The sequence below is a fragment of the Mariniflexile sp. AS56 genome, assembly GCF_030552475.1.
In the GTDB taxonomy this organism is placed as follows: Bacteria; Bacteroidota; Bacteroidia; order Flavobacteriales; family Flavobacteriaceae; genus Mariniflexile.
Window position 1 is genome coordinate 107,194 of sequence record NZ_JAUPED010000010.1, and the last position, 20,987, is coordinate 128,180.

Sequence of the window (20,987 nt, forward strand, 5' to 3'; positions counted from 1 at the left end):
ATATCGTGAAAAAAAGGACCCATTTAAATAATTTAAAATTTATTGTCGAGGTATTATTCATAATCACTTTATATCATTGCAAGGATAAAACTAATGCGGTGTTAGAAGCAAAAGTAAATATTGCACAGGATATATTTAAAGTGTCAAAAACAAATAGCAAAATAACTATTGACGGTAAACTAGATGAAGCTATTTGGCAAAATACTGAGGTAAGACCATTTAACCATTTTTTTGATGTTGTAAAACCAACCGATCAGCAAAATTCTAAATTCAGAATGCTATGGGATGAAGAAAATTTGTATTTGTTTTATGAATGTGAAGACCAATATATTACAGCCAGAGAAACCGTTAGAGATGCAGAACCTTATCATGATGATTGTGCAGAAATCTTTCTAATACCAGTTCCTGAAAGCCTTGATATGCATTTTTGTTTAGAAATTAATCTTTACAAAACGTCTAATGATATAGTGTATTTAAATAATTTTTATAATAATGAGTTCGCACCATTAAAAGGTTTCAATCCAGAATTTGAGGTTGAGTTTACTGTTGATGGTACTATTAATGACAATTCTGATATTGACAAAGGCTGGACCATGGAACTGGCAATTCCTATAAAAACGTTTAAAGGTGTTGATAGATTCTTTCCAGTAAAAGCCGGTAGCCAATGGAAATTCTTAGCACTTAGACAAGATAGAAATGACCCTGAAGGAAATAGACGAACGTGTTCTACTATTTTTCCAACTGAAAAAGATGTTCACGATACTAACTTTTTTGGCTTACTTGAATTTGTGGAATAACCCACTTTATTAACTCATCTTGAAACTGCAGGATTTAATGATTTACAAGTTTGGTCGTAAAATTGATGGTATTATTTTTTCTTTTTCGGACCAGTACTAAGTTTATAAGTATAACTTAAAATAATATATCGCCCCAAACTTTCAGAGTTTGTTTCCTCAAAGAAGTTGGTGGTGCTACGCCTGTAAACATCTAGATTTTTGTCCAATAAATCAATCAAAACTAATTTAAGGATGTTGCTGTTTCTCTTAGAAACATTATAGGAAATGGCGGCGTTCCAAATGGGAAGCATCACGTTGGATGCAAATTGATTATCGGAAAAAACAATATAATCAAACTGTGTGTTTACATTCAGTTTTTTCGATAAATCGTAATCTAAATTAGTAAAGTACTGTTGTTTTTTATAAGTTCTATTTAGATCTTTTTCTAATGAGAACGAGGTGTTATTTACGCTGTAGTTGGCTCCGAATTTTAAATCAATAACGTTTTTATTATTGTTTTCTAATGCCAAACCTATCAAGAAATCTTTAGATATTACATCATTCAGCTCTAAATTAATAATGGAATTCGAGGTGCCATATAAATTTTTGTTTTTAATGGTATATCGTAATCCAAGTCCGTTTATCTTTTTACCAAAACTGAATTCAGAACTGAATCGTTCTCTGTTTCCGCTGTTTTGATAGCTTCTGGTTTTAACAAAATCGTCCGCAATGTCAATATTTTGAACGATGGCATCTTTTGAAAATTGATACGAGATTTTTGACGTAAAATTCAAATTCGATTTAAATTCAAAAATATTAGCAATAAATGAAATATCGTCCATTTTTTCGGGCTTTAAATCAGGATTTCCCTGTCTTATAAAGTAGGGGTTTAAGTCATTTATTATCGTGGAACTTTCTGATGAACGCGGATTCTTAATGATTCTTTTATATACTAATTTGTACTTGCTTCCTTTTTTTGGTTTAAATTGTATGGTTGAAACAGGGTTTAAATAAACTAAATGTTTTGACAAGGTGACGTCATTAATAACGCCAAATGTTCGGTTTAGGTACTGAAGTTCAAGACCATTAAAAATATTGAATTTTTCAGAATTAAAACTATGTGCTAATCGGGTACGGTAGCTATCTTCGATGTGTTTATACTTATATATCAAAAGCTCCTCTGCATTATTATTGGTTACTGTAGTTTTTAATTGATTAATATCTTCTTTATCATTTTTGGTAGTTAAAAACGATTGCAAGTTTAAATAATGGTTTTTTCCCAGCGGCTCTCTAAATCTAAAATTGAAGTTATAGGTTTCAGTATTAAAAGTCTCGTCTCTAAAAGTAAAAATTTCTCTATAGCTCGGGTTATTAGTGTTTATATTTCTGTTATTGAAAGTAGTTTGCTCATTATCACGGGCAGATTCACTTATATATGTGCTAAATGCTGTACTGAAACTTCTTCCTGTTTTCTGTAGTTTTTTATTGTAATTAATATTGAAGTTAGCCGATTTGTTATCATTATCATTGAATAACGTTTGGTTGTTTGTAGTTGTTAATTCAGAAAGTTCATTTAAATAGGAACCCAAAGTTTCTGTATTAGATGTCCTTTTATTAGAAGTAATTTGTCCTTTAATTATAAGGCTATTCGTTTTGTTTGCTTTATTTTCATAATTCAAATTTAAATTATGATTGTTTGATGTGTTATGATAAGTATCTTCAGACTCATAATCAAAATTATTGTTTTGCGAGAAGGAGATTCTTTTCGAATTAGAAGTACCACTATTATCTGAAAGATTGTAAAAATAGTCAGCGTTAAACGATTCCTTATTTTTAAATTCATGCCCAATATTAACTCCGCTAACACCCGTTTTTAAAAATCCGCTCAGGCTTTTGGTGTTTTGTTTTGCGGCATTTTCGTCGTCGGATTCATCAGCAATTCCATTGGAATTTTCCAAAAATCCCTGAATGCTGGAACCCGTAACATTGATGTTGTTAAATTTTCCAATAATAGAAAATTGAGTTTTTGGCGAAAACTTATTATAATTTAAATTACTAAAGTATCGACTATCTAGCCCCATTCCAGCTGAAGCTTTACCAAAACCTTGTTTTTTTTTTGATTTTTTTAAGGTGAAATTAATAACAACTTGTTTATTGCCATCATCAACACCTGTTAATTCAGCTTCATCACTTTTCTTATCTATAACTTCAATTTTGGAAATAGCATCTGCCGATAAATTTTTTAAAACAATAGATGGGTCGCCTCCAAAAAATTCTTTTCCATCAACAAAAATCTTAGTTACTTCATTGCCTTGAGCGGTCACTTTTCCATCAGATTCAATGTCTACCCCAGGTAATTTTTTTAAAAGGGATTCTAAATTATCATCCGGATTTACTTTAAAAGAACTGGCGTTAAATGCTATAGTGTCTTTTTTTATTTGAATGGGGATAACGGCGGAAATAGTAATTTCTCCTAATACGCTTAAATTCTCTAAGAGGGTAACCGTTTTAAAATCGATGGGTTCATTTTTGAAATCTATATATTTAGATTGTGTTTCGTACCCCATGTTTGAAAATTGCACTATTAATGGACTATTTGGTACTTCAGTAATTTTAAAATATCCATTAACATCGGTAATGGTATAATTTACAAGGGTAGAATCATTTTGTTTCAATAGCGCCACCGAAACAAATTCTAGTGGTTCTTTTTGTTCATTAACAACATTCCCAATAATGGCTGAGGACTGACAGTAAGCAAATGTGGAAAGTAAAAAAAATATAAGGAAGCAAATGGGTAAACGATACATATGGGTTTGTTCTGAACTATTTTTTAAATAGTTTGACTTTTATATTAAAGCATGGTTTAATAGTAAAAAAAAAGCCAAGAAATTTTAAGGCCTTGGCTTATTTATTTTGTGCTATTTAAAACAGTTTATTTCTTTTTTTTCTTTTCAGGTTTTGCAATAAACTCTTCAAAAGTTAGTTTGCCATCTGCATTATTATCTTTGTTTTTAAACATTTTGTCAGCATTAATAATGTCGCCGCTTTTGTTTTTCTTTCCTTCGTAAAAAATAGTCATTTCTTCTAAACTAATAGCTTCGTTAGAATCTTTGTCAATTTTATCAAATTGTTTTTTTTGTTTTTCCAATTTTTCACGGTCTTGATCTTGACCATAAGATGTTGAAAAAGCCAAAACTCCCAATACTACAAATGTGATTTTTATAATTTTCATGTGTTTTTAATTTTAACTGTTATAAGTCAAAGATATTCATGAATCAAGAAAAAAATGTGCGTGTAAGTCCATAGAATGTATTTAGAGATAATTAAATTTAATTTCGATGTCATTAAGCATATAATGTTGGTGAATAGAATGCTAATTTACCATGAGAAACATTTATTAAACTATGAAAGACATATTAGTATGAATAATCCACTTTATTTGGTTTAATAACAAAGTTTGTATCAGAAGCGCAAACAATCAATTGATTTTAAGATGAAGCTAAAATTACATTTTTTTATGTTGCAGATGTTGCTTAGTACATCTGTATCATTTTCTCAAACATTACCAGCAGATATTACTTTTTTCAATCCTACTATGGGTTCTGGTACTCAAACAATATCGCCATCCGCTGGCACTGGTGATGATACGCAGATATTTATCGATGCTATTGATGCATTAACCACTTCAGGAGGTATCATTACAGTGCAAGCAGGAACTTATAGAATACTTGAAGTTCCACTAAAATCGAACGTTCATATGGAGGTTGATGCTGGTGCCATATTTATTCCGTTTAATCCTATTCAAGGTGTAAACAATGCGATGTTTAATGCAGATGCGAACGCTGGAATTGATAATTTTAGTATTGTAGGTATAGGTGGGAAATTTAATGTCGATTTGAGTGAATTAGCAAGTATACTCCGTATTAGAGTCATTAATTTTAAATATTGTAGTAATTTTAAAATAGCTAATTTTCATATTACAGATAGTTATACAGAGTTTTCCTCATTAGCCTTTGGTAGTAATTACAAAACTTCTAATGGTGTTATTAACATGGTTAGAGGCGTGCCTCAAGGCGGTATTATAGAAAACTTGACTATGGATAATGGGCATTACGGCTACGGCTTAGTGCAATTGCAAGCTGGTAAAAATATACTTTTTAGAGATTTAACTTGTGTTGGTGGTGTGGCATTGAGGTTAGAAACAGGATTTGATTTAATTCAATATACTGCGGGGGCTATTTTTGAAGCCATTAAATTATCTAATATTTATGGAAGAAATATTGAATGTACAAACGGACAAAGTGCCCTACAACTTTCTCCACATACTTTAGATCAAGGTTTTTTTGATATACGAGATATTACTGGTACAAGTTGTGAAGCTGCCGTGGTTTGGTCGGCAGGTTTTACCACAGATGAACAAGCGATTGATGGCTTAACACCTGGTTCTTTCGATTCCGCTTCCATAGTAAGAAACGTTACAGCAAACTTTGGCCAAGATGCGCAATTGCATCCTTCAAAGCGATTACGATATATACCATGTCAGTTACGTGTAGAACGCTCTAATGGTGTTGGCATTTCTACAACTTTAAATACGGATGGCGAAAGTAGAACTGGTCCAGCAATAGGTGCTGTACTTTCTGAGCAAGATAAGCCAGGTCATTATCCTATTGATTTACCTGTTTCAGAGGTTACAGCAAACGGGTATAATATAGAATCTTATTATTTACCTCCAAACGCTTTTTTCAAGGATAGTTTTGATGATTATGAAATTTGTAATGAATCCGTTTCAGGTGTTAATTTCTTCGTCCCTTCGGAATATCGAAACACTCCAAACCCAAGAAATCCGTTAGAAAATGGATCGTTATCAACTAAAAATTTCGAATTTAAGGAATCGTTGATATATCCAAATCCTACTTTAGGAAAACTGAATATACATTTATCTAAAATCAATAATATACAGCAAATTTTAATTTATGATGTGTTTGGAAAAGAGCGATTTAAATCTGAATTGAATGCATCGGCAGAAACAATTACTTTAAATTTAACTCATTTAAAATCTGGTGTGTATTTTGTTAGAATTGATAATGAAAACATTAAAAAATTAGTTATTAAATAATAAAATAAAATAGCAAAATGAATAAAACAAACAACCTTTTAATTGTTGTAACCTTATTAATGTCACTTCAATTTGTTTCGTGTAAAAGCCAGTTAAAGAAAGAAGTTGTAAGTCCGTTAAAATCTAAACAACCAAACATAGTTTTATTGTTTGTTGACGATTGGGGTTGGGCAGATATTGGATATAGAAATCCTCTGTTTGAAACACCAAATATAAATCAATTAAAAACGGAGAGTTTAGACTTTAATAGAGCTTATATTCCAACACCAACTTGTAGCCCAAGTAGAGCTTCACTTTTAACAGGAAAAGAAGCTGTTCGTATGGAAATGGTTCGTCATATATCGGGAAATCCAGATGAAGAAAAATATAGTTTATGGCCAGGAGATCCAGTTCAAATGCCTTCCATTAATTATTTGCCAGTAGAAGAAGTTACATATGCAGAACGTTTGAAGGAGTACGGGTATTATAACATGTTTATCGGAAAATGGCACTTAGGACACGAAGCTAATTATCCAGACAAACAAGGCTTTGATGAGATGTACGGAACAACAAATGCAGGACATCCAAAAAACTACTATTTCCCATTTTTTAATGCGGATGAAGACCCTAAAGAATTCTTAAAATCAGGTCTTAAGGAAGGTGATTATTTAACGGATGTATTGACAAACGGTGCAACTGATTTTATCAAAAACTATGATAAAAACGAACCTTTTATGTTGTCGTTTTGGTATTACACGGTGCACGGGCCGCAAGTAGGTCGAAAAGATTTGATAGCTAAATATAAGGCCAAAGGAATGGAAGGTAAATATGCCGATTTGGGTGCGATGGTAGAAACATTGGATGAGTCTGTTGGGAAAGTTAGAAAGGCTTTAGAAGAAAAAGGAATTGCAGACAATACCATTATAATTTTAATTTCCGATCAAGGAGGGGCTTTTCCAAATACACCACTTAGCGGCGGTAAAAAAGGAGGCAATACATTAGGTGAAGGTGGTGCTCGTGTCCCTTTTATGGTGTATTACCCAGGGGTAACCAAAGCAAATACGGTTACTGATATTCCAGTGCAATCTTTAGACTTATATCCAACATTGATAGAAATTGCTTCAGGTAAAAAATGCACTGATGATTGGATACAAGGAAAAAGTTTAATGCCGATTTTAAAAGGCGATACCATGGAGAAAAGAAAATTATATTTCTTCCGTAGTTATGAAGATCAATATGCAGCGGTTATTGATGGCGACTGGAAACTCATTAAATACCACAGTGGCAAATTTCAACTCTTCAATGTGAAGGAAGATATTAGCGAACAGAATGATTTAATCGATAAAAACCTTGAAAAAGGAAAAGAATTAAAGAAAGCAATTGCTGAATGGGAAAAAGAAGCAGTACCTGTTTATTAAAAATGAAATCAAAAGAATTATTTAAAATATAAGCGTTTTTTAGTTAATACAATGATAACGATGGGTTTTTGGGCTCAGAAATCATGAACAAAAACTAATAATAAATTTAGATTATGAAATTAAAAGCAACAGTAATATGCTTTTTGATGATTTGTATCAGCGCAACAATGGTTGCTCAAAAAAAGGCAGAAATAGCAAAAACGCCTCCAATGGGTTGGAATAGTTGGAATTGGTTTGGCAAAGATGCTATTAATGAAAAAGTAGTAAAACAAGTTATTGATGATATGGTAAAAGAAGGCTTGCGAGATGCAGGTTATATTTATGTTATTATTGATGGAGGTTGGAGAGATACAAAATTAGGTCCCAACGGAGAGCTTTTACCGCATCCAGTTAAATTTCCAAACGGAATCAAACCATTAGCAGATTATGCCCATTCAAAAGGAATGAAGTTGGGGTTACATGTTGTTCCCGGAACGCATGATTGCGGTGGTGATCCTGTTGGAGCAGCAGGACGAGAAGAAGTGCATTTGAAACAATTTGAAGCATGGGAACTTGATTTTATAAAATTAGATCAATGCAAATACGTAGACGATCCATGTGCGACTTGTCCAAAATCAAAATCGGGATGGAGTGAAGAAACTTCAAAAGAATTGTATCAAAAATGGAGTAAACTTTTTAATGAAAGCGGTAGAGATATTTTTTATAGTATCTCGGCCTATAAATACAGAGATTGGTACCCAGACTTTTGCAATATGGCGAGAACTACAGGAGATATCAGATCAAGAATTCATACCGGAGGAGCAGATTTTTCAAAACCTTTAGATTTTGGAAAACCTCATTTTAGTGTTATGGAAATTGTTGAAGAAAATAACAAATCTGCAGAATTTGCGGGTAATGGCTATTGGAACGATCCAGATATGTTGGTTACCGGGGTGCATGGAATGTCTCATAATGAGCAAGAAGCACAATTTGCACTTTGGTGCATGATGAGTTCTCCTTTGATGTTAGGAAACGATCCAGGGAAAATGTCAAAATTCGAGAAAAACTTAGTTCTAAATAAAGAAATGATAGCCATCAACCAAGACCCAACTGAGCAAGGAAGAATCATTAAAAGAGTGGGTGAAACTCAAGTATGGTTAAAAAAATTAAAAGACGGAAAGCGCGCCGTTTTATTTTTGAATTTAGATGAAACTGGTCAGCAAGAAATCAAAATAAGTCTAAAAGAGTTGGGTTTCAGCGGAAAAGTGTTTGCACGAAACGTTATCAGTCATTCAGATTTAGGAAGTTTTTCTGATGAAATTGGGATGAAAGTAAATACACATCAAAGTAAAATGTTAGTACTTTCTAATTAAAAATCGAAAGCAAAAACCTCATTTCATAAAGTAAATTCACTCTTCTCTTATCTCATCAGTTTAATTCAAAAGGAAGAAAATTAATAACGAAATAAACTAAAAACAGTTAAATCATGAGGATTAATCTTTTTATACTAAGTATTATAATGTTCTTTTCATTAGGAGCATGTAAGCAAATTCCAGAAAAAGGAGCCGTTAAAGTAGCACCTAAAAAACCAAATATTGTATTGCTATTAGCCGATGATATGGGTTATGGGGAATTAGGGGCGTATGGTCAAAAAGAAATTAAAACCCCTTTTTTAGATTCATTGGCTTCTCAAGGTTTAAGGTTTACCGATTTTTATGCAGGAACCTCGGTTTGCTCTCCTTCAAGAGCTGTGTTAATGACAGGAGTGCATACAGGTCATGTGAGTATAAGAGGGAATAAGGGTGATTTTGGCAATAAATGGGAACGTGTTCCGTTACGCAAAACGGAAATTACCATTCCCGAAATGTTAAAAGATGCTGGCTATCAGTCTGCTATGATAGGGAAGTGGCATTTAGACGTTCCAGAAGATGTGAGTACATGGGCGAAAGGACGCGGATTTGACTATGCCGTACAAGAACAATGGGGAGAAGATGCCAATGGAAATGAAATAGACGAGCGTGTACATTGGGTTAACAATAACGAGGATTCTATTCTTTACGATTATACAAAGTATAAATGCTTGGATGAATTCCGTACAAATTTTGCATTAGATTATCTCCAAAATAAAAAGGAAAGCAATAAACCATTCTTCTTGTACATGTCCTACAGAATTCCTCATGCCCATGAGTATTTTATTAGCCATAATGATTTGTATCGTGAAAAAGGCTGGCCAGAAGAAGAAAGAAATCATGCTGCAAGAATAACCATGTTCGATTCACAAGTTAGAAGATTGTTCAATTTATTAAAAGCGCAGGGAGAATTAGAAAACACCTTAATTATTTTTACGAGTGATAATGGCCCTCAAAAGGAAAATCACGATCCGTTATTTTTTAAAAGTTCTGGAGGTTTAAAAGGGCATAAACGCGATTTGTATGAAGGAGGTGTACGTGAACCTATGATTGCATATTGGAAAGGGAAAATTTCTTCAGGAAAACCAACCAACCATCAAGGGGCGTTTTATGATATAATGCCAACCATAGCTGATGCAGCGGGTATTAAAGCGCCATCACAAACCGATGGTATTTCGTTTTTACCAACCTTATTAAATCAAGAACAAAAGAAACACGACCATTTGTATTGGGAAATACAAGAAGGTAAAGGGGAGAAAGGCTTTAAACAAGCAACCAGAATGGGAAAATGGAAATCCATTAGAATTGCTGATTCAAACAAAACTGAATTATACGATTTAGATAATGATGTTTTCGAAACCAAAGATGTTTCAGCTGAAAATCCAGAAATTGTTAGCAAGATGAATGAGATTCTGAAAAAAGAAAGTGTTGTTATAGAGCATTATCCTTTTTCTGGTGGGATTTTTAAATGAATTGAAAATCCATAAGTACCACACACACTGATTGTCTCAAATTTTTATCCGTAAAGACATTAATTAAACACATAAAGACAATTTTATACGTTTAATAAGCTTATTTTGAAATTCAATATACTTTAAAAATGAAAAAATTTATAACCGTACTACTAGTATTAATGAGTCTCATAAATGGTTTTGCCCAACAAAAACCAAATATTATTTGGTTAATGGCGGAAGACATGAGCTTAGATTTAGAATGTTACGGTATGCCTGCTGTTAAAACGCCTGTTTTAAATAAAATGGCTGAAGAAGGGGTTCGATTTGATAATTGTTTTGTAACAAATTCAATCTGCTCGCCAAGTAGATCTGCCATGATGATTGGTACCCATCAAAATAAAACCAACACCCAGAATCACCGTAGCAACAGGGACGTGCCTTTGGATGAACAATTCAAACCGTTTACCTATTGGTTAAAAGATGCCGGTTATACCACTATTTTGGGGCATCATGGGGTTATGGGCAAAGGCAGAAAAATTGATGTAAATTTTAAGCATGAACCCTTAGGTGAATGGGACGGAAAAACAAAATTTGGGCTTTTTGATAAATACGACAACTTTGAAAAAGAAGATCAACCATTTTTTGCTCAAATTCAGCTGGTAGCTTCTCATCGAGGCGATTGGTGGAATGATGTTCGAGCAGAATCAAAGCATCCTGTAAATCCAAAAGATGTCGTATTACCTCCATATTATGCCGATGACCCAATCATTCGGTTAGACTGGGCTAAATATTTAGATCAAATAGAATATTTAGATAATGAAATTGGAATGATTTTCAAGGAGCTAGAAGATAAAGGGATGGCAGAAAATACCATTGTTATTTTTATTGGCGATAACGGACGTTGCAATATAAAAGGCAAGGGCTATTTGCATGACCCAGGACTACATATTCCTTTAATAGTATATTATCCAAAAGAATTTAAAGGAGGGCAAATTAGAAAAGACGTGGTAAGTACTACCGATATTACAGCGTCTATTTTAGATTTTGCTGGTGTAGATATTCCAAAATACATAACGGGCAAACCTATTTTCGAAAAAAAATTCAAAAGAGATTATGTTTATGCTGCTCGCGATTTGTGGGATGAAGTTCAAGAAAAATCAAGAGCCATTACATCCGATGAATGGAAATACATTAGAAATGATAAACCGGAAATGCCTTTTGATGTACATCAGGCGTATTTAGAATTTTATCGTCCCGCCGTTCACATCATGCGAACTTTAAAAGCTGAAGGTAAACTTAATAAAGATCAAGCATTCTTTTTTGAAAATTCCAAACCTAAAGAAGAATTGTACAATTTAAAAAGCGATCCATTTGAACTGATAAATCTAGCTTACAACCCTAAATATGCATCCATATTAAAAAAGCTAAGAAAGAAAACAAAATCTTTTGAAAAAGACATGAAAGCTGTTAGTAATGTATATCACCCAGAGCATGCCACTGCGGTTGATGTTTTAAATTGGGTGAAAACACACAAGCCAGATTTGTATAAACAAATGCAAAATGGGGTGGAAATTGGGTTTAAAAATTTGTCAAAAGAATATAAAGATTTAAAACATTAATTACAATATCTAATCAACTAAAAAACACAATATACCATGCATATTTCAGCTATGAAATCCTCCAAAAGAATTCTTGTTCAGTTCTTAATGTTATTTTCTTTTTTAAGCTTACAAGCGTGTCAAGAAATAGGTGTTCAAAATATAAAAATAAATGATGATTGGAAATTTAAACTATTAGAAGCAAATGATGTTGATGAAAGTAGTTATCATTTAGCTGATTTAAACGATACATCTTGGGAATCTGTTAGTTTGCCACATACAGCAAATTTAGAACCTTTGGTTGTTAATAACCAATGGCAAGGTATCTGTTGGTACAGAAAAAACTTAAATATTCCTGCCTCTTATAAAAATAAAAGACTGATTATAGAATTGGAAGCCGCCATGAACCATTCTAAAATTTGGATTAATGGGATGGAAGTTGTTACACATCTGGGCGGTTATTTGCCAGTTGTGATTGATATTACAAAATATGTTGAAGCTGGTAAAAACAATAATATTGCCATTCGATTAAACAATACCGATAACCCAATTACCGGACCTAAACCATTAAAGATTTTAGATTTTAATATGTATGGTGGTTTGTATAGAAATGCTTGGTTAAAAGTGAAAAATAATGTGCATATTTCCCATCCAGTGTTGGCAGACAAAACTGCTGGCGGTGGTGTTTTTATTACCTATCCAAAAGTTTCAGAATCAGAGTCTGTGGTTCAAATTAAAACGCATATCATAAATGAGGAAAAAGAATCAAAAGGGGTGAAAGTAGTTCATTCTATTTTTCATAAAGGTGAATTGATAAAAGAGCAAATAGCGAATACAACAACCATTGAAGCAGGAAAAGATGAAGAAATTATTGAAAAAATCTCTATAGGAAATGCTAAGTTATGGTCACCTAAAACACCAAATCTATATCAGGTAGAAACAAGAGTTTATGTTGATGATGAAATTATGGATATGGCTTCAAATAAATTCGGAATAAGAGCATTCACTTTTAAAGACAACAAACTTTATATCAATGGCGAACAAACGTATTTAAGAGGCGTTAACCGTCATCAGGAATATCCATTTGTTGGTTATGCCCTTTCAGATAATGCCCAATATCGGGATGCTAAAAAAATAAAAGAAGGTGGTTTTGATTATATAAGATTATCGCATTACCCACAATCTCCCGCATTTATGGATGCTTGTGACGAGTTAGGTTTGGTGGTAGTGGATGCCATTTTGGGCTGGCAATATTATTTAGATAGTGATGCATTTAGAGAACAAGCCTATAAATCGGCCAAAGAATTGATTTATAGAGACCGTAATCATCCCTGTGTTTTGGCATGGGAAGTATCGTTGAACGAAACCAAAATGCCTATTTTCTTTATGGAAGAACTCAACAAAATTGTTCATGAACAATACCCAGGTGAAAAAGTGTATTCTTGTGGTTGGATGAACGATGTGTACGATATTTATTTTCAGGCACGCCAACACCGATTGATGCACCCTGAAGATAATGATGGCTCAAAGCCTTATTCGGTTTCTGAATATGGCGATTGGGAATATTATTCAAACAATGCTGGTTTAAATCAGGATAAACTTTCAAAAACCAAGCGTTACGAATCCAGTAGTCGTCAAAAGCGAGAATATGGCGAAGCGCGGTTATTACAACAGGCTAAAAATTTGCAAGAATCACATAACGATAATATGAATACCTCGGCATATTCAGATAGTTATTGGGTAATGTACGATTACAATCGTGGGTACCATCCCGATATAGAGTTTTCTGGTGTTATGGATATATTCAGAATACCAAAATTTGGATACTATTTCTTTAAAAGCCAAAGAGACGCTTCAGATGAAGTTGTTTTGAATATTGCCTCTTATTGGAATGAAAAGTCCCCACTTAATTTAAGTGTGTTCTCAAATTGTGATGAAGTAGCTTTGTATTTGAATGACGAATTAGTGGAGAGGCGCCACCCGGATGTCAATACTATTTCCAACAACTTAAAACACCCACCATTTACATTTAATATGCCTGAGTTTAAAGCAGGCGCGCTCAAAGCCGTGGGGTATATTGATGGAAAAGAAGTAGCTGAACACCTTGTGCAAACACCCAAAAAACCAACGGGTTTAAAAGTTTGGCTGGATGAAAGTGGCGTAGCACCACAAACAGGAGTTAATGATGTTGTATTCTTATACATGGCAGCTATTGATGAAAACGGAACCATAATACCAGATTATTCAGAAGAAGTATCACTTGAAATAAATGGAGATGCCCAACTAATGAATATCGGTAATATTACTGCTGAAGCCGGTATTGCAACGGCACTAATTAAAATAGGAAAAAAATCGGGGGCTATTACTTTCAATGCCTCGTCGCAAAATTTAAAAGGAACCTTAAAGCTAAACTTAGAATAATAAACAGCTCTTAGTTGCGAATATCCTATTGCTTGAACAAGTTATCATAATGATAATCAGGTGTTAACAAAAATTAAGACCTGTCCAAATATATAAAATGATTTACTAATACATACATTTTTTGTACTCGTGTGTACACCGTTTTCTTGTAAATACTTGAAATTTACATAAATCGAAATAACCCATTTGTTGAAATGAAAAACAATATAGAATTTTTGAGATTAAAACCGATTACAGGATTGATAATGCTATTAACCATATACGGCTGCATGGCTCAAAATGGTAAGCCAGAATCTGTTGTATTCAATCTTGGTGTCTCAGAAGATGCCACATTTGCGGTGGTATCCAGAATATTGTTAGCGAATGAAAAACCTATTTCTGTTATAAAATTTGAAAAAGGTACCTACCATTTTTATCCGGAAAAAGGATTCGAGAAATTTTGCTATTTGTCCAATCATGGCGATTTAATGCTAAAAACACCTTTTCCTATTGAAAATCTTAAAGATTTAACCATTGATGGCCAAGGGTCTACCTTCATTTTTCATGGTGTTATGATTCCTTTTCTAATAGAAGGAAGTAGTAACATTACAGTTAAAAATGTAACTATAGATTGGGCGCAGTCATTTCATAGTGAAGGCCTTATTGTAGCAACAGACCAAAAGAACAAAACGTTTGATATGCAAATTTCAGACGAATATCCATACGATATCCGTAATGGTCAAATCTATTTCATAAAAGAATATTATGAGCATAGTTTAGGGCAATCTATCTTATTCGACCCAGTAAGAAAAGCTGTAGCTTATAATACGGAAGCTTACACAGGCATTTCTACAATTGCTCGCACTTCTGTGAAAAATAATATTGATAAAATAAAGTATAAATATGAGCATGATGATCGTGCGCCAGAGTTTAAAAATATAGGAACAGAAAGCAAATTAGTTGTAGAACAGTTAAAACCAGGATTAGTTCGTGTTCATAATCATAAAAAACAAATGCCTCCAGTAGGTATGATTTTAACTATGAAAGGCGAGCAAGGGATTAATAGAGTTTCTCCTGCGTTTAGAGTAACGCATACTAATGGTTTTAACGGAACTAATGTTAATATTCATCATGCGGGTGGGATGGGAATTATTGCTGAAAACTCATCCGATTTAATCTTAGATAATTTTAATATAACACCGTCTCATGGCCGGATGGTTTCAACCACTGCCGATGCTACTCATTTTGTAGGATGCAGAGGCAAAGTAGTTTTAAAAAATTGCACATTTAATAATCAACTGGACGACGCCATGAATGTACATGGAACCTATCAAAAAATCGTAGACGTTATAGACGATTATAGTATTGGTGTACGCATGATGCATCATCAACAACTCGGTTTTGTTATAGGTGGTGAAAATGATAACATTGGGTTCGTAAGATTAGATAAGTCATTCTTTCCATACAGTAAAGGAACTATTAAAAAAACAGAATATTTAAACAATAGGTATCAAATCATCACATTTAACGAAAAATTACCTGCAGATTTAAAAACGGGGGATTTAATTGAAAATTTAGATGGCTATCCCGATTTACTGGTTCAAAACTGCAATATAGGTAGTAATAGGGCACGAGGGTTATTGATTTCGAACCCTTTAAATACAGTTATAGAAAACAATGTTTTTAATACAGAAATGGAAGCTATTCTTGTTCCTGTTGAAAGTGGTTATTGGTTCGAATCTGGAAATGCAGCTAATGTAATTATTAGAAACAATGAATTTAAAGATTGCCAATATGGTGGCCATGATAGAGGCGTCATACGCTTTGTCACAGACGACGATAATAAAAATATTGCATTTAAAAATATAGAGATTTCGAACAATACATTCAATCAGTTTGATAATCTTATTCTTCAAATATCAAATACTGATGGTGTGAAATTTACAGAAAATACCATTACAAATTCCGGAACATTTCCAATGTTAAATCCAGGAAATTCAGCATTAAAAATAAAATCTTCTAAGAATATTGTGCTTAAAAATAATATTTATAAAGGAAAAGCAAAAGTAATTCTAGAAACTGAAGAAGGTATGGAAAAACTAAAATTTAAATAACTAAACTATAAAACTAAAACAATGAAATATGAAGACAATTTACTAGAGTAACCCTTTAAACAATTTGACAATCTAATTATTAACTAACAAACTTAATAATTGGATTAATACTATTAACTAAATATTTAAACTAATGAAACTAAACAAATTAAAGACTAAAAAAAGGTTGCTAAGCCATTACGTGTTTATGCTATTTTTTACCATCTTTTGCACTACTATAACAGTTCAAGCTCAAAATTCTGAGATTACTGGAATTGTTACAAGTGTTGATGATGGTATGCCAATACCAGGGGCCGCCATAATAAAAGTAGGTACTACAACAGGAGCTGTCACTAATTTTGATGGTGAATATACCATTGATGCTAAAAGGGGAGATGTGCTTCAATTTAGTTATTTGGGGATGGTAACCAAAACAATAACCGTGGTTCAATCTCCTTTGAATGTAGCTTTAGAATCGGATATTCAAGGATTAGACGAGGTTGTTTTAGTTGGATATGGAAAAGTGAAAAAATCTGATATTACCGGTTCTGTGTCTTCTATAAGTGCCAAACAACTGACCCAAACACAATCAACCTCTATAGCACAGGCTATTCAAGGTAGAGCTGCAGGCGTTTCGGTTACAAAAAGTTCAGGTCAGCCAGGATCTACGCCTACCGTACGAATTAGAGGTGTTGGTACGGTTAATGACGCAGATCCACTGTATATAGTTGATGGCGTTCCAATTAATGATATTACCAATATAAATATGGACGATGCCCAGTCGGTTGAAGTATTAAAAGATGCATCTGCTACAGCTATTTATGGTTCTAGAGGAGCTAACGGAGTGGTGTTAATTACTACAAAATTAGGAAGTGAAATGAAGCCAGTTATTTCTTATAAAACCTATATAGGTGTGGAAAATAGAATTGACAATTTAGAAGTTATGAATGCTGAACAATGGGCTACTACCTATAATGAAGGAAAAACAAACGATGGAGCAGCTCCTGAACCTGCTTTTGCAGATCCATCATCATTAGAATCTTATAATTGGAAGGATGCTGTGTATAGAACGGGTACTATTGAAAGTCATCAATTATCGATATCTGGTGGAACTGAAAAAGCATCTTATTATGTCTCATTTGGTAACCTTTCTCAAAAAGGAATTGTAAACAATACGTCTTTTAAGAGAACTAATTTTAGAGTAAACAACACATATCAAATAAAGCCTAAAATTAAAGTGGGGCACAATTTACAGTATGCAAACTCAAAAACGAATTCAGTTGCTTCTTTTGGAGGGAACTCTAATTTTAAAACGGCATTTATTGGGTATGTTGTAGATCCTACATCTCCAATATATAATACAGATGGTTCACCAGCCAGACCATTATATTCTACAGAGATAAGAAACCCTGTAGGTTTAACAATATATGAGCAAACGCCTTTAGAAAAGGAAAGTTTTTTAGGGAATGTATTTATTGAAGCTGACCTTTTAGAAAATTTAACGTTTAGATCTAACTATGGTTTAGAGATTAATAATGGAAAGGTAGATAATTTTCAACCCGCGTACTTTATTTCTGCAGAACAAAATAGACCTGTAAATATCTATAATTTATTAAGGTCTGAAAGTAGAGTGAATGTTTGGTCTAATACCTTAAATTATAATATAGCATTTAAGGAAAAACATAGTATCAATGCTTTGTTGGGGCATGAGTTGCAAAAATCAGATTTTAACAATGTTTTAGCCTCCAGAAGTGGAATTCCAGATGGTGTAGAAAACCCTACCTTAGGAGCAGGAGCGGTAGATTCGTCAACAAATAATGGGAATATTGCGAGTTCATCATTATTGTCTTTTTTTGGTAGATTAAATTATAATTATGACGAAAGATATTTATTTACAGGTACTTACAGGTTAGATGGTTCTTCAAGATTTGGCAAAAACAACAAATACGCTCAATTTCCATCGTTAGCCTTGGCGTGGAATGTTCATAAAGAAGGTTTTTACAATATTGATGCGATTAATCAATTAAAGTTCCGTGTCGGATGGGGGGAAACAGGAAACCAAAATATACCAAACTCTGCTATCTTCAGTACGTTGAGCACTAGCCAAAATTATTTATTGGGCAACGATGAAACAACAGTGGTTGGTTTGGCTCCATTAAGGCCAGGTAATCAAGATTTAAAATGGGAAACTACAACTACCACAAACATTGGCTTGGATTTAGCGTTGTTAAATAATTCTATTACGTTTACGGCAGATTATTTTGTGAAAACAACTTCTGATATGTTGTTGGAATCTCCCATATTACAAACATCTGGATATGGTTTAAACCCAACAGTAAATGCCGGAGAGATTGAAAATAAAGGATTAGAATTCTCCTTAAATTATAAGAAAAATATCAATGACTTTTTCTTTAGTGTTGGAGGTAATATTTCCATCATTGATAATAAAGTATTAAGTCTAGCTTCAAAAGGCAGTAATATTTCTACAGGTTTTGCGGGTAACGGCTTTCAGGGTATTAGCAGAACTGAGGCGGGGCGCTCTATAGCATCTTTTTATGGATTGGAAGCTATCGGAATTTTTCAAAATCAAGATGAAATTGATAATTATGCATCACTTCCAGGAACTAAACCAGGAGATGTTAAGTATAGAAATTTAAATGGAGACACTGAAATTAATGATAGTGATAGGACATTCATTGGTTCACCGCTACCGGACTTTACTTATGGGTTTAATGTTGATATGACTTACAAACAATTTGACCTGACAATGTTTTTTCAAGGAGTTCAAGGAAATGATATTTTTAACGCTACTGGATATTTATTGGAAGGAGCCTTAGACACTAATTTGAGTACAGAATTCTTAAACAGATGGACAGGCGAGGGTACTAGCAATTCTGTACCGAGAGCCACATTTGATGGATTTGCCAATAACAATAGGTTATCAAGCAGATTTGTTGAAGATGGATCGTATCTACGGTTGAAAAATATTCAAATAGGTTATAATTTCCAAGATCAAATTTTGGAGAAAACATTTATTTCAAAAGCTAGGATTTATTTAGCTGGGCAGAATTTATTTACGATTACGAATTATAATGGAATGGATCCAGAACTTGGTGTAGATGAAACACAATCCCAAGAAGGGAGTAGAACATCCTTAGACTTAGGGATTGACAGAGGTAGATATCCGTCAACAAGAACGGTTTCTTTAGGATTAGATATTAACTTTTAAAAGCATTGATTATGAAATTATTTAATAATATTAATAGATACATAAAGTACGGTTTTTCAATTTTAATAGTTGCCATGCTATTCGTTTCCTGTACAGACGATTTAGATTCTAAAGCTTATGGAGAGCCTGTTTTGGAAGATTTTTATAAAAATCCAGCTCAGGCAGAGCAAGCTTTAATAGCAGCGTATTCCTCTATGAGCGAAATAGCGGGTAGTGACTTTTGGGGCACTATGGGTAACGATGTTATTTTTGGTGAAATAGGTACGGACGACTTTATTAAAGGTGGACGTACGGCAGAAAACAATGCGCCACTATTTGAGAGAGACAATTGGGCAATCACAACATCAAACCCAATAATAGAACAAATGTGGAAAATAAACTATAAAGGTATATTATTTGCTAATTTGGTTATTGAAAATGTACCAAACATTTCTTTTGAAGATGAAGTAAGAAAAAAGGAAATTTTAGCGGAAGCTCATTTTCTACGTGCTTTTTATTACTTTGATTTGGTTAACTCTTTTGGTGGCGTACCAATTATTAGTAAGCCTTTAAAAATTGGAGAATTTAACGTTCCAAGAGCTACCAAAGAAGATTCTTATAAACTTATTGAAGATGACTTAAAAATTGCAATTGCAGATTTGCCATCAAGATTGGATAGAGATGCTAGTTATACAGGTCGTGCTGATAAAGGAGCTGCTTTAGGAATGATGATGCGGGTGTCTTTATATCAAAATAAAATGGGGCAAGTAGAGACTTATGGAAATCAGTTATTTGCTTTAGGTCATGAGTTAACACCAGACTATGCTACAATCTTTCAACCAGAAGGTGAGTGGAATATAGGTTCTCTTTTTGAAATTAACTTTTCTTCAGATGCAAGTATATTAGGAACAGGAATACCAAAGCGTGTAAACCCGAACAGCAACAGAGGCGGGGGATTTGTTCAAGCAAGAGTTGATTTGAGGAATGAATATGAGACAAATGATCCTCGATTTGGTGCTACCTTGTTTTTTAAAGATGCTCCTTATGGTACAGATTGGTATGTAAGAAAGTATGCTTGGGCCCCTTATACAAATTATGAAATACCAACAATAGGAGGTGATAACAACAGTGCAAATAATATTCGTATTATTAGACTTGCAGATGCTTATTTAATGTATGCAGAAGCCATTTATAACACAGATCCTACAAAAGCAATTGAATATGTTAATAAGGTTAGAACAAGAGCCAGAGGCACAGCATTACCTACTGTAGTTCCTAATCTTCCTGATACATTATCAGGACAGCCTTTGTTAGATGCTATTTACCATGAAAGACGCGTAGAGCTTGCTGGTGAAGGGTTTAGATTTCACGATTTAGTAAGAACAGGAAGAGCAGAAGCTTTGTTAAGCCCTTATGGTTTCGTAAAAGGAACTCATGAACTAATGCCTTTACCTGTTGGACAAGTAACATTATCAGAAGGGGTTTTGGTTCAAAACCCAAATTACTAGCTAAAAAATATGTTTAGGGTTTATGGCGTTTTTTTTTCGTGCTAAAACC

General features: G+C 33.4%; 12 protein-coding genes. 10 read left to right on the plus strand and 2 right to left on the minus strand.

What is annotated here, in order from left to right; translation table 11 throughout:
- The first annotated feature begins 98 nt into the window (after nucleotides 1-98).
- Complete coding sequence (locus Q5N74_RS13235) at nucleotides 99-797, plus strand: carbohydrate-binding family 9-like protein (protein WP_304389352.1); 699 nt, start codon at nucleotides 99-101, stop codon at nucleotides 795-797.
- 71 nt (nucleotides 798-868) lie between these two features.
- Here Q5N74_RS13235 and Q5N74_RS13240 read toward each other — a convergent pair whose 3' ends face one another.
- Together Q5N74_RS13240 and Q5N74_RS13245 are read right to left on the minus strand one after the other, a co-directional pair.
- Nucleotides 869-3,583, minus strand: coding sequence for an outer membrane beta-barrel protein (locus Q5N74_RS13240; RefSeq protein WP_304389354.1), 2,715 nt, complete (start codon nucleotides 3,581-3,583; stop codon nucleotides 869-871).
- 125 nt (nucleotides 3,584-3,708) lie between these two features.
- Nucleotides 3,709-4,008 carry an EF-hand domain-containing protein gene (locus Q5N74_RS13245; protein WP_304389356.1) on the minus strand — a complete coding sequence of 100 codons (300 nt, stop codon included), beginning with the start codon at nucleotides 4,006-4,008 and terminating at the stop codon, nucleotides 3,709-3,711.
- A gap of 261 nt (nucleotides 4,009-4,269) precedes the next feature.
- Here Q5N74_RS13245 and Q5N74_RS13250 point away from each other — a divergent pair, with 261 nt between their 5' ends.
- The 9 genes from Q5N74_RS13250 to Q5N74_RS13290 all read left to right on the plus strand — a co-directional run bounded on the left by Q5N74_RS13250 (nucleotide 4,270) and on the right by Q5N74_RS13290 (nucleotide 20,938).
- On the plus strand, nucleotides 4,270-5,892 hold the full coding sequence (locus tag Q5N74_RS13250) for a T9SS type A sorting domain-containing protein (RefSeq protein ID WP_304389357.1): 1,623 nt from the start codon (nucleotides 4,270-4,272) through the stop codon (nucleotides 5,890-5,892).
- A 17-nt stretch (nucleotides 5,893-5,909) separates the two neighbouring features.
- A complete protein-coding gene (locus tag Q5N74_RS13255; RefSeq protein ID WP_304389358.1) occupies nucleotides 5,910-7,289 on the plus strand; it encodes a sulfatase in 1,380 nt (459 codons plus the stop codon).
- Nucleotides 7,290-7,435: 146 nt separating this feature from the next.
- Nucleotides 7,436-8,641: a glycoside hydrolase family 27 protein gene (locus tag Q5N74_RS13260; RefSeq protein ID WP_304389360.1), complete on the plus strand. Its 1,206-nt coding sequence runs from the start codon at nucleotides 7,436-7,438 to the stop codon at nucleotides 8,639-8,641.
- 113 nt (nucleotides 8,642-8,754) lie between these two features.
- On the plus strand, nucleotides 8,755-10,149 hold the full coding sequence (locus Q5N74_RS13265; RefSeq protein WP_304389361.1) for a sulfatase-like hydrolase/transferase: 1,395 nt from the start codon (nucleotides 8,755-8,757) through the stop codon (nucleotides 10,147-10,149).
- A gap of 128 nt (nucleotides 10,150-10,277) precedes the next feature.
- Nucleotides 10,278-11,750, plus strand: a complete 1,473-nt coding sequence (locus tag Q5N74_RS13270) for a sulfatase (RefSeq protein ID WP_304389362.1) — start codon at nucleotides 10,278-10,280, stop codon at nucleotides 11,748-11,750.
- Nucleotides 11,751-11,786: 36 nt separating this feature from the next.
- Nucleotides 11,787-14,150: a glycoside hydrolase family 2 TIM barrel-domain containing protein gene (locus Q5N74_RS13275; protein ID WP_304389363.1), complete on the plus strand. Its 2,364-nt coding sequence runs from the start codon at nucleotides 11,787-11,789 to the stop codon at nucleotides 14,148-14,150.
- A 194-nt stretch (nucleotides 14,151-14,344) separates the two neighbouring features.
- On the plus strand, nucleotides 14,345-16,243 hold the full coding sequence (locus tag Q5N74_RS13280; protein ID WP_304389364.1) for a right-handed parallel beta-helix repeat-containing protein: 1,899 nt from the start codon (nucleotides 14,345-14,347) through the stop codon (nucleotides 16,241-16,243).
- Between the two features lie 133 nt (nucleotides 16,244-16,376).
- The gene (locus Q5N74_RS13285; protein WP_304389365.1) at nucleotides 16,377-19,451 is read left to right on the plus strand and encodes a TonB-dependent receptor; all 3,075 of its coding nucleotides are present in this window, start codon (nucleotides 16,377-16,379) and stop codon (nucleotides 19,449-19,451) included.
- Nucleotides 19,452-19,462: 11 nt separating this feature from the next.
- On the plus strand, nucleotides 19,463-20,938 hold the full coding sequence (locus tag Q5N74_RS13290; protein WP_304389366.1) for a RagB/SusD family nutrient uptake outer membrane protein: 1,476 nt from the start codon (nucleotides 19,463-19,465) through the stop codon (nucleotides 20,936-20,938).
- Nucleotides 20,939-20,987 lie beyond the last annotated feature (49 nt).

Bases quoted from the DNA above. Each gene is read 5' to 3' on its own strand.
- Q5N74_RS13240 (WP_304389354.1), bottom strand. From the start codon at position 3,583: ATGTATCGTTTACCCATTTGCTTCCTTATATTTTTTTTACTTTCCACA.
- Q5N74_RS13245 (WP_304389356.1), bottom strand. From the start codon at position 4,008: ATGAAAATTATAAAAATCACATTTGTAGTATTGGGAGTTTTGGCTTTT.
- Q5N74_RS13250 (WP_304389357.1), top strand. From the start codon at position 4,270: ATGAAGCTAAAATTACATTTTTTTATGTTGCAGATGTTGCTTAGTACA.
- Q5N74_RS13255 (WP_304389358.1), top strand. From the start codon at position 5,910: ATGAATAAAACAAACAACCTTTTAATTGTTGTAACCTTATTAATGTCA.
- Q5N74_RS13260 (WP_304389360.1), top strand. From the start codon at position 7,436: ATGATTTGTATCAGCGCAACAATGGTTGCTCAAAAAAAGGCAGAAATA.
- Q5N74_RS13265 (WP_304389361.1), top strand. From the start codon at position 8,755: ATGAGGATTAATCTTTTTATACTAAGTATTATAATGTTCTTTTCATTA.
- Q5N74_RS13270 (WP_304389362.1), top strand. From the start codon at position 10,278: ATGAAAAAATTTATAACCGTACTACTAGTATTAATGAGTCTCATAAAT.
- Q5N74_RS13275 (WP_304389363.1), top strand. From the start codon at position 11,787: ATGCATATTTCAGCTATGAAATCCTCCAAAAGAATTCTTGTTCAGTTC.
- Q5N74_RS13280 (WP_304389364.1), top strand. From the start codon at position 14,345: ATGAAAAACAATATAGAATTTTTGAGATTAAAACCGATTACAGGATTG.
- Q5N74_RS13285 (WP_304389365.1), top strand. From the start codon at position 16,377: ATGAAACTAAACAAATTAAAGACTAAAAAAAGGTTGCTAAGCCATTAC.
- Q5N74_RS13290 (WP_304389366.1), top strand. From the start codon at position 19,463: ATGAAATTATTTAATAATATTAATAGATACATAAAGTACGGTTTTTCA.